Annotated in this window: 5 protein-coding genes and 4 pseudogenes; 6 read left to right on the top strand and 3 right to left on the bottom strand. The window is 33.9% G+C overall.

The genetic code is table 11. The annotated features are described in order from the left end of the window. Positions 1–102 precede the first annotated feature (102 nt). From HMPREF2918_RS00570 to HMPREF2918_RS00540, 6 genes and pseudogenes are all read left to right on the top strand, one after another. Positions 103–1,101 (top strand): NAD-dependent epimerase/dehydratase family protein, encoded by a 999-nt coding sequence (locus tag HMPREF2918_RS00570; protein ID WP_003005029.1) that lies wholly within the window; start codon positions 103–105, stop codon positions 1,099–1,101. 11 nt (positions 1,102–1,112) lie between these two features. Further along, a complete protein-coding gene (locus tag HMPREF2918_RS00565) occupies positions 1,113–2,303 on the top strand; it encodes a DegT/DnrJ/EryC1/StrS family aminotransferase (RefSeq protein ID WP_049474689.1) in 1,191 nt (396 codons plus the stop codon). Continuing rightward, positions 2,296–2,760: an NUDIX hydrolase gene (locus HMPREF2918_RS00560; RefSeq protein ID WP_049514452.1), complete on the top strand. Its 465-nt coding sequence runs from the start codon at positions 2,296–2,298 to the stop codon at positions 2,758–2,760. Before HMPREF2918_RS00565 ends, HMPREF2918_RS00560 begins: the two co-directional genes overlap by 8 nt. Continuing rightward, positions 2,757–3,398: an HAD family hydrolase gene (locus tag HMPREF2918_RS00555; protein ID WP_070594328.1), complete on the top strand. Its 642-nt coding sequence runs from the start codon at positions 2,757–2,759 to the stop codon at positions 3,396–3,398. Before HMPREF2918_RS00560 ends, HMPREF2918_RS00555 begins: the two co-directional genes overlap by 4 nt. 76 nt (positions 3,399–3,474) lie before the next feature. Then, a pseudogene (locus HMPREF2918_RS00545) lies at positions 3,475–4,331 on the top strand (IS982 family transposase). A gap of 47 nt (positions 4,332–4,378) precedes the next feature. Then, positions 4,379–5,044 carry an HAD family hydrolase gene (locus tag HMPREF2918_RS00540; RefSeq protein ID WP_003005418.1) on the top strand — a complete coding sequence of 222 codons (666 nt, stop codon included), beginning with the start codon at positions 4,379–4,381 and terminating at the stop codon, positions 5,042–5,044. 170 nt (positions 5,045–5,214) lie between these two features. Here the strand turns inward: HMPREF2918_RS00540 and HMPREF2918_RS11500 are convergent. From HMPREF2918_RS11500 to HMPREF2918_RS00530, 3 pseudogenes are all read right to left on the bottom strand, one after another. Further along, positions 5,215–5,758, bottom strand: a pseudogene (locus tag HMPREF2918_RS11500) (integrase core domain-containing protein); the annotation flags it as partial. A gap of 249 nt (positions 5,759–6,007) precedes the next feature. Further along, positions 6,008–6,169: pseudogene (locus HMPREF2918_RS11495) on the bottom strand (helix-turn-helix transcriptional regulator); the annotation flags it as partial. Positions 6,170–6,177: 8 nt separating this feature from the next. Beyond that, positions 6,178–6,423, bottom strand: a pseudogene (locus HMPREF2918_RS00530) (hypothetical protein); the annotation flags it as partial. Between the last annotated feature and the right edge of the window lie 23 nt (positions 6,424–6,446).

The following is a 6,446-nucleotide window of genomic DNA, read 5'->3' as shown; positions in this document are numbered from 1 at the left end:
ATAATAAGTAGAAATAGAGCGATGAAGTTTTGGTTTCTTATGATGTTGCTTTCGGAATGATTATTATATTAACAAGACAATATGGAAAAAGGAGAATGATTCATGAGTAATATTTTGGTGACAGGCGGTTGTGGCTATATTGGTTCAAGATTAGTTGAAGAATTGCTAAATAATCAAGAAAATAAGGTTGTTGTTTTAGACAGCGGTATATTTGGTTTTGATTCACTATCTGAGTTTTTATATTCAGAACGTTTTAAATTAGTTAAGGGGGACATTCGAATCAAAGAGGACATTTTGAAATCCCTAAATCAAATTGATACAATTATTCATTTGGCAAGTCTAGTTGGAGAGCCTTCATGTGTTGTTGACAAAGATATCGCTTACGATATTAACGTTCGTGGAACAAGAAATCTAGTAGAATGTGCAGTCAAAAAGGGGGTGAAAAATTTTATTTTTGCCTCAAGCTGTAGTGTCTATGGTTTTGGTAAAGATAAGTTTGATGAACATAGTATTCCCAATCCTGTTGATTATTATGCAGAGCTAAAGCTACTTTCAGAGAAAGATTTATTAAATTATAAGGATAAGTTGAATATTATCATATTGCGATTTTGTACCGTTTTTGGTTTATCGAGGAGGATGCGATTTGACTTAGCTGTAAATGTAATGACTGCCTCTGCATTAAATAACGGAGTTATAAATGTTTACGGCGGTCAGCAAGAGAGACCATTTATTCATTGTGGAGATGTGGCCAGAGCTATCAATTTGCTTTTTGAAGAAAGATGTAAAAATAAATATACAGATAACGGTATAGAAGTATTTAATGTTGGTAATAATTCTGAAAATTATAATCTTACTGAAGTAGCTAGCATAATTTCAAAAGCTACTGGAAATACTAAAGTTAACTTAGATGGTTTAAAGGAAGATAATCGAAGCTATAGTGTTTCTTTTGATAAAATAGAGCAGTTGGGTTTTTCATCACAGAAGTCTATTGAAGTTGGAGTAGAAGAAATTGCAAATAGCATGAAATCAGGGTTAATTAATAATCCATTCTGCGATATATATAGCAACGTAAAAGTTGCTACTAAGGAATATTTGAATTAAGGAGTTAGAATATGAAACAATTAGCAATATTAGGTGGGAAACCAGCGTTTTCAAGTCAATTAAAATTTATAAAACCTATGTTTCCTACTTATTCAGAATCAAAATATGAGTCATACTTTAACGAAGTTTTTAAAACTGGGATGCTCTCAAAAGGGAGATTTTTAGAAAAGTATGAGTCTGAGGTGAGCAGTTATTTAGGAGCTCCCTATGTAACTGCTGTCTCTTCTGGGACTATAGGATTAATTTTAGCATTAGAAGCATTGGGAATAAAAAGTGGTGATGAAGTCCTTGTCCCTAGTTTTACATTTTGTGCAACTGTTCATGCAATTAAAAAGGTTGGAGCTATTCCTGTTTTTGTAGATTGCAACTCTGAAACATTTACAATCGAAACAAATAACATTGAAAAATATATCACTCCTAAAACAAAAGCAATTATTGCTGTGCACATATTCGGAGTTGGAGCAGAAGTATATGAATTAGAAAGGGTATCTAAAACCCATAATCTTAAACTTATCTATGATGCTGCTCACGCATTTGGTAGTACCATTGACAAAACACATTTGGGAAACTTTGGTGATATCTCAGTATATAGTACCTCTCCTACAAAAACTCTAGTTACAGGTGAAGGGGGAATTGTCGTAAGTAAAAATAAAGAAATTGATAGCAAAATTAGACTTTTAAGAGAATATGGAAATCCGGGAGATTATAATTGTACTGAGATTGGTGTTAATGCTAGACTTAGTGAGTTGGCAGCTATAACTGGTCTAATGTCATTGAGTGTAATTGACAAAAATCTATCGGAGCGTAAAAAGATTGGCAATTATTATAGACAGTTATTATCTGAAATTGAAGGAGTATCGTTGCAAAAAATACCGGATAACCAAATTAGTACATATAAAGATTTATGCATAGTAGTGCATGCAAGGTCATTTGGGTTAGATAGAGATACAGTTGTTCAGAGTTTGAATAGAGAGGGTATTCCAACAAGAAATTATTTTTCTCCTCCTATACATAAAATGGATTGTTATTCTGAATACAATGATCTTGTTTTAGAAAATACTGAAAATATTTCCAAAAATATAATTTGTTTACCTATGCATCCATTTCTAACGTATGCAGATATCGAAATGATAGTTAATATTTTAAGAAACATTCATATCAATGCTGAAGAGATAAAGAAACGGGTGATACAAGATGCTTAACACACCAACAGAAAATTACGTGTCAACAATTCGAAAAAAGATAGGTAATGACTTACTTATTCTAGTAGGTTCAAATGTTATTATTGAAAATGAACTAGATCAAGTGTTGCTTCAAAAACGGTCTTCAGGAACATGGGGATTGCCAGGTGGATTATTGGAAGTAGGAGAGACACTTGAACAAACGGCAATTAGGGAAGTATTTGAGGAGACCGGATTAACAATTGAAGAATTGAAGTTAATTCATACTTTTTCAGGGCAGGATTATCATTTTGTTCTGCAAAACAAAGATGAAATCTATGTAGTTACCTCTCTATACAAAGCGATTAATTATACGGGAGAATTGAATGTAAGTTCAGAAGAAACGCTGGAGTTAAGTTATTTCAATTATAACTCCCTTCCTTATAACATTGAACAAGAATATCTTGATTATATAAACTATTATAGAGGACTAAGATGATTGACAAAAAAGAAATATTTATTTTTGATTTTGATAATACTATTATTGAATCACTCCCTCTTTGTTTTAGTTGCTTCAGGATAGTGTTTGAAAAATATAAAAATATCAAAATGAGTGATTCGGATATTGAATCATTATTTGGAGGTAGTGAGGAAGATATTATAAGGAGCCATGTAGAAGAAAAATATGCTGATGAAGCAGTCGAATTATTTTACATTCTTTATGAAAATTTACACGATCATTTTATTGTTCAAAATAAAGTATTTGAAAATATTACTTTGCTATTAAAAAAATTAAATTACAAAGGAAAAAGACTTGCTGTTTTTACTGGTAAGGGGCGAAAAAGTATACAAATAAGTATGAAGAAATTAGAATTAGAAAAATATTTTAATTACATTGTATCTGATGATGATGTTGCTAATTCTAAACCTGATAGTGAAGGAATTTTGAAGATACTTGACCATTATAATGCAACTCCCTCAGATGCGATATTCTTTGGTGATTCAGATGCAGATATTATCTCAGCCAAAAAAGCAAATGTACTAGCTGTTGGTGTCAATTGGTATAAAACAAGAATATTTACTATTTCTCCTGATATAATATCTAAGAATCCATTAGATATTATATACTCCTGCTGATAGTTGATTTGACTTAACAAAAAAGCCCATTTGGTGTACACTGCAAGTGAAGAAAAATAGCAGGGAGGTAAACCAAATGGACATTTTCCATTATACACCGAATCGCCATCACCTTCAACTCAGTATGCCGCAGCTTCGTAAAGTCTGCCGTGACTTATATCAAAAAGTCGCTCCTGATGAGTTGATCCACCGCAAGAATGTAGAGCAATGCAAGGTTTCGAATGTTTCTGTTTTAACCTTGATGCAATTTCAGGCAGAAATTGGGATGAAGTCACAGCGAAAGTTTTATCAATTTATCCGAAATTTCTTCGGATTCAGGGATTGGAGAGAAGCCGCTTCTATCGCCGTGTTCATTATCTGATGCCCCTGCTTCAGCTGATTTGCCTCTATTTCAATCAGCTGGATTTTGATGAATTAGTCATTATCGACAGCTTTCCAGTCCTCTTGTGTCAGCCGGTTAGAAATCATCAGGCCAAGGTCTTGAATGAGGTGGCCAACATCGGCTACTGCGCTTCCAAAAACATGTGGTTCTATGGTTTTAAAATTCATCTGGCGGTGACAGAGTCGGGCTATATTTTGGATTACTTGGTTACGCCTGTCTCGGTCCATGATATTCAGGTGGCAGAAGAGTTGCTGGATGCCATCCCCTATACTCCTGTTTTAGCGGATTTGGACTACTTGGGTAAGGAACTGAAAAAACGATTGGAAGCCAAGGGAATAGACTTTTTGACGCCGATTTGTAAAAATATGAAAGGAGCAGCTGAGCACAACAATCCTGCTATCCTGACAATCCGAAGGACCATCGAAACTCGGATCTCTGTCCTAAATGCATTGTTTAACATTGAACATCCGCTTGCTCGCTCTTTAGCAGGTTTGCAATTAGAGATCGAACGGGCTATTTTGGTCTATAATTTAGGATTTTTTATCAACTAGCAACACGGGTATTATATATGATAGATTTTGATTTTAAAGGAGGATTTATGAATTTGAAAGGTATAATCTTCGATATGGATGGAGTTATAGTTGATACAGAGTACCAAGATTTTCTAATACAGAAAGATTTTATCAAACACCTTAATCCAAAATCTAGTTACGAAGATTCTGAGCTATTGGTATTAGTTGGTAAATCATATTTTAATCTTTATAGGCTTTTACAGCAATTTATTGGGAAACAATATGATATAAAAACTATAGAAAAAGAATATGCTTCTTTTAGTGATGAGAGATATGAAAAAATTGATTATTCTTTACTTTTTAGAAAAGAAATTCTAAAAATTATTGACTATGCATTGAAAAACGGAATCAAATTAGCTGTAGCATCATCATCAAAATATGAGCATATTAATGAAGTTTTAGAAAGGTGTGACATAAAAAAATATTTTGATGTCATCGTTAGCGGAGAGAATTTTGTAGAAAGTAAGCCAAATCCGTCTATCTATTTAACAACGCTACATAAGTTAGAATTGCAAGCAGAACAATGTATTGCAATTGAAGATTCATACTCTGGAATTGAATCTTCAACTAGCGCAGGAATTGCAACTATTGGTTATTATGATAGCCGATTACCATTTTTTAATGACAAAGCGCAATGGAAAGTTGAAAATATGAAAGAAGTTTTACAAATAATAGAATCACAGAGTCTTTGAGTTGAAAGGCGATGAGGTTCTTGAGGACGTTAGAAAGAAATAAACTTGTTTCATAACGAAATTTAAGGTAGAACTTATCAGGACTCTGCCTTTTTAGGCTCTTTTCTACCATTTGTCAAGTCTGTCAAGGCTTTAAGTAAAAAAATGAGATATGAAAAGGCAACACTTTTCTATACAAAATTTATAAAGTGTTTTTTTAAAGCGCTGATTCGCTTAGCGATTGGGGTTTGGTAGTTCAGACTGCTGTGAATGCGGTGATGATTCCACCAGTAAACGTAGTCCTTTGTTTTAAAGGTTAGTTCTTTCAGCGAATGGAAGGTTTCTTGGTTGACAAACTCGAGTTTGAAGGCACGGTAAGTACTTTCAGACACAGCGTTGTCATAGGGACAAGCTGCTTGACTTAGAGACCGAGCGATGCCGCATCTCATCAATCAGCTGGTTATCAAACTCCTTACCACGGTCAGAATGGAACAGCTTGACATTGGTAAGCGCGTAAGGAATGCTTTGATTGGCTTGTTTGACGAGCTCTGCAGTCTTGTGCCACCCAACTGACAGTCCAATAATTTCGCGGTTAAAGAGATCAATGATCAAACAAACATAAGCCCAACGATTTCCAACACGGACGTAGGTCAAATCTGTTACAATTGCTTCAAGTGGCTTTTCTTGGTCAAATTCTCGAGCCAATAGGTTTGGAATAGGTGCTTCATTTTTTTGAGCTAGTTCTTTATCAAAATAAACAGTATTATAATCCTGATCATTATAAACCGTTGAACCGATACCAGCAGACATTTTTTCGTAAACATGATATTCGTATAGTTTTGCTGATATTGAAACAACGTTCTTATAAGCTTCTTTTTGAACTAGGTTTCTGACATAATTAAGTGCATTATTCTTACCTTCATCTGATAAAGTATTATATAGTCGGACGATTTCGATCTCTGTAAAAAAACCTTTTGGTACATTTAGAATCTGCTCTAGTTGTTGCACTTTTTCTCTAGATGGTTGTTTTACTCCACGTTCCCATGCGGAATAGGCTTGATAGCTGACTCCCAACTGATCAGCAATATCTTTTTGAGTCATTTTTAGCTCTTTTCTTCGAGCCTTTAGTTTTTCTGGTTGATACATCACTTACCTCACATTAACAGTAGTTTCAATTCAGCTTTTTGTTTTGCTTCTTTGTCTGTTAGCTTATTTTTATCCCAAACATAAGCTATAGATTTTCCTTTATCATAGATGAGCCATACTTTTAGATTGTCACAGCAAGTCTTAATTGTTTTCCAATTCTCTTGGTTTAAAAGTTCAGGATACTCTTGACTAGTCACAAAACTTTTTTTGATCACAGATCGCTCTATCTTATAGATTAGAGAAGCCTGATAGTTTTACAATTGATCAAGAAAGTAAC

The organism is Streptococcus sp. HMSC065C01, assembly GCF_001813525.1.
GTDB classification, from domain to species: domain Bacteria; phylum Bacillota; class Bacilli; order Lactobacillales; family Streptococcaceae; genus Streptococcus; species Streptococcus parasanguinis_V.
The sequence above is the reverse complement of the archived record's forward strand: the minus strand, read 5'-3'. Positions and strand labels throughout refer to the sequence as shown.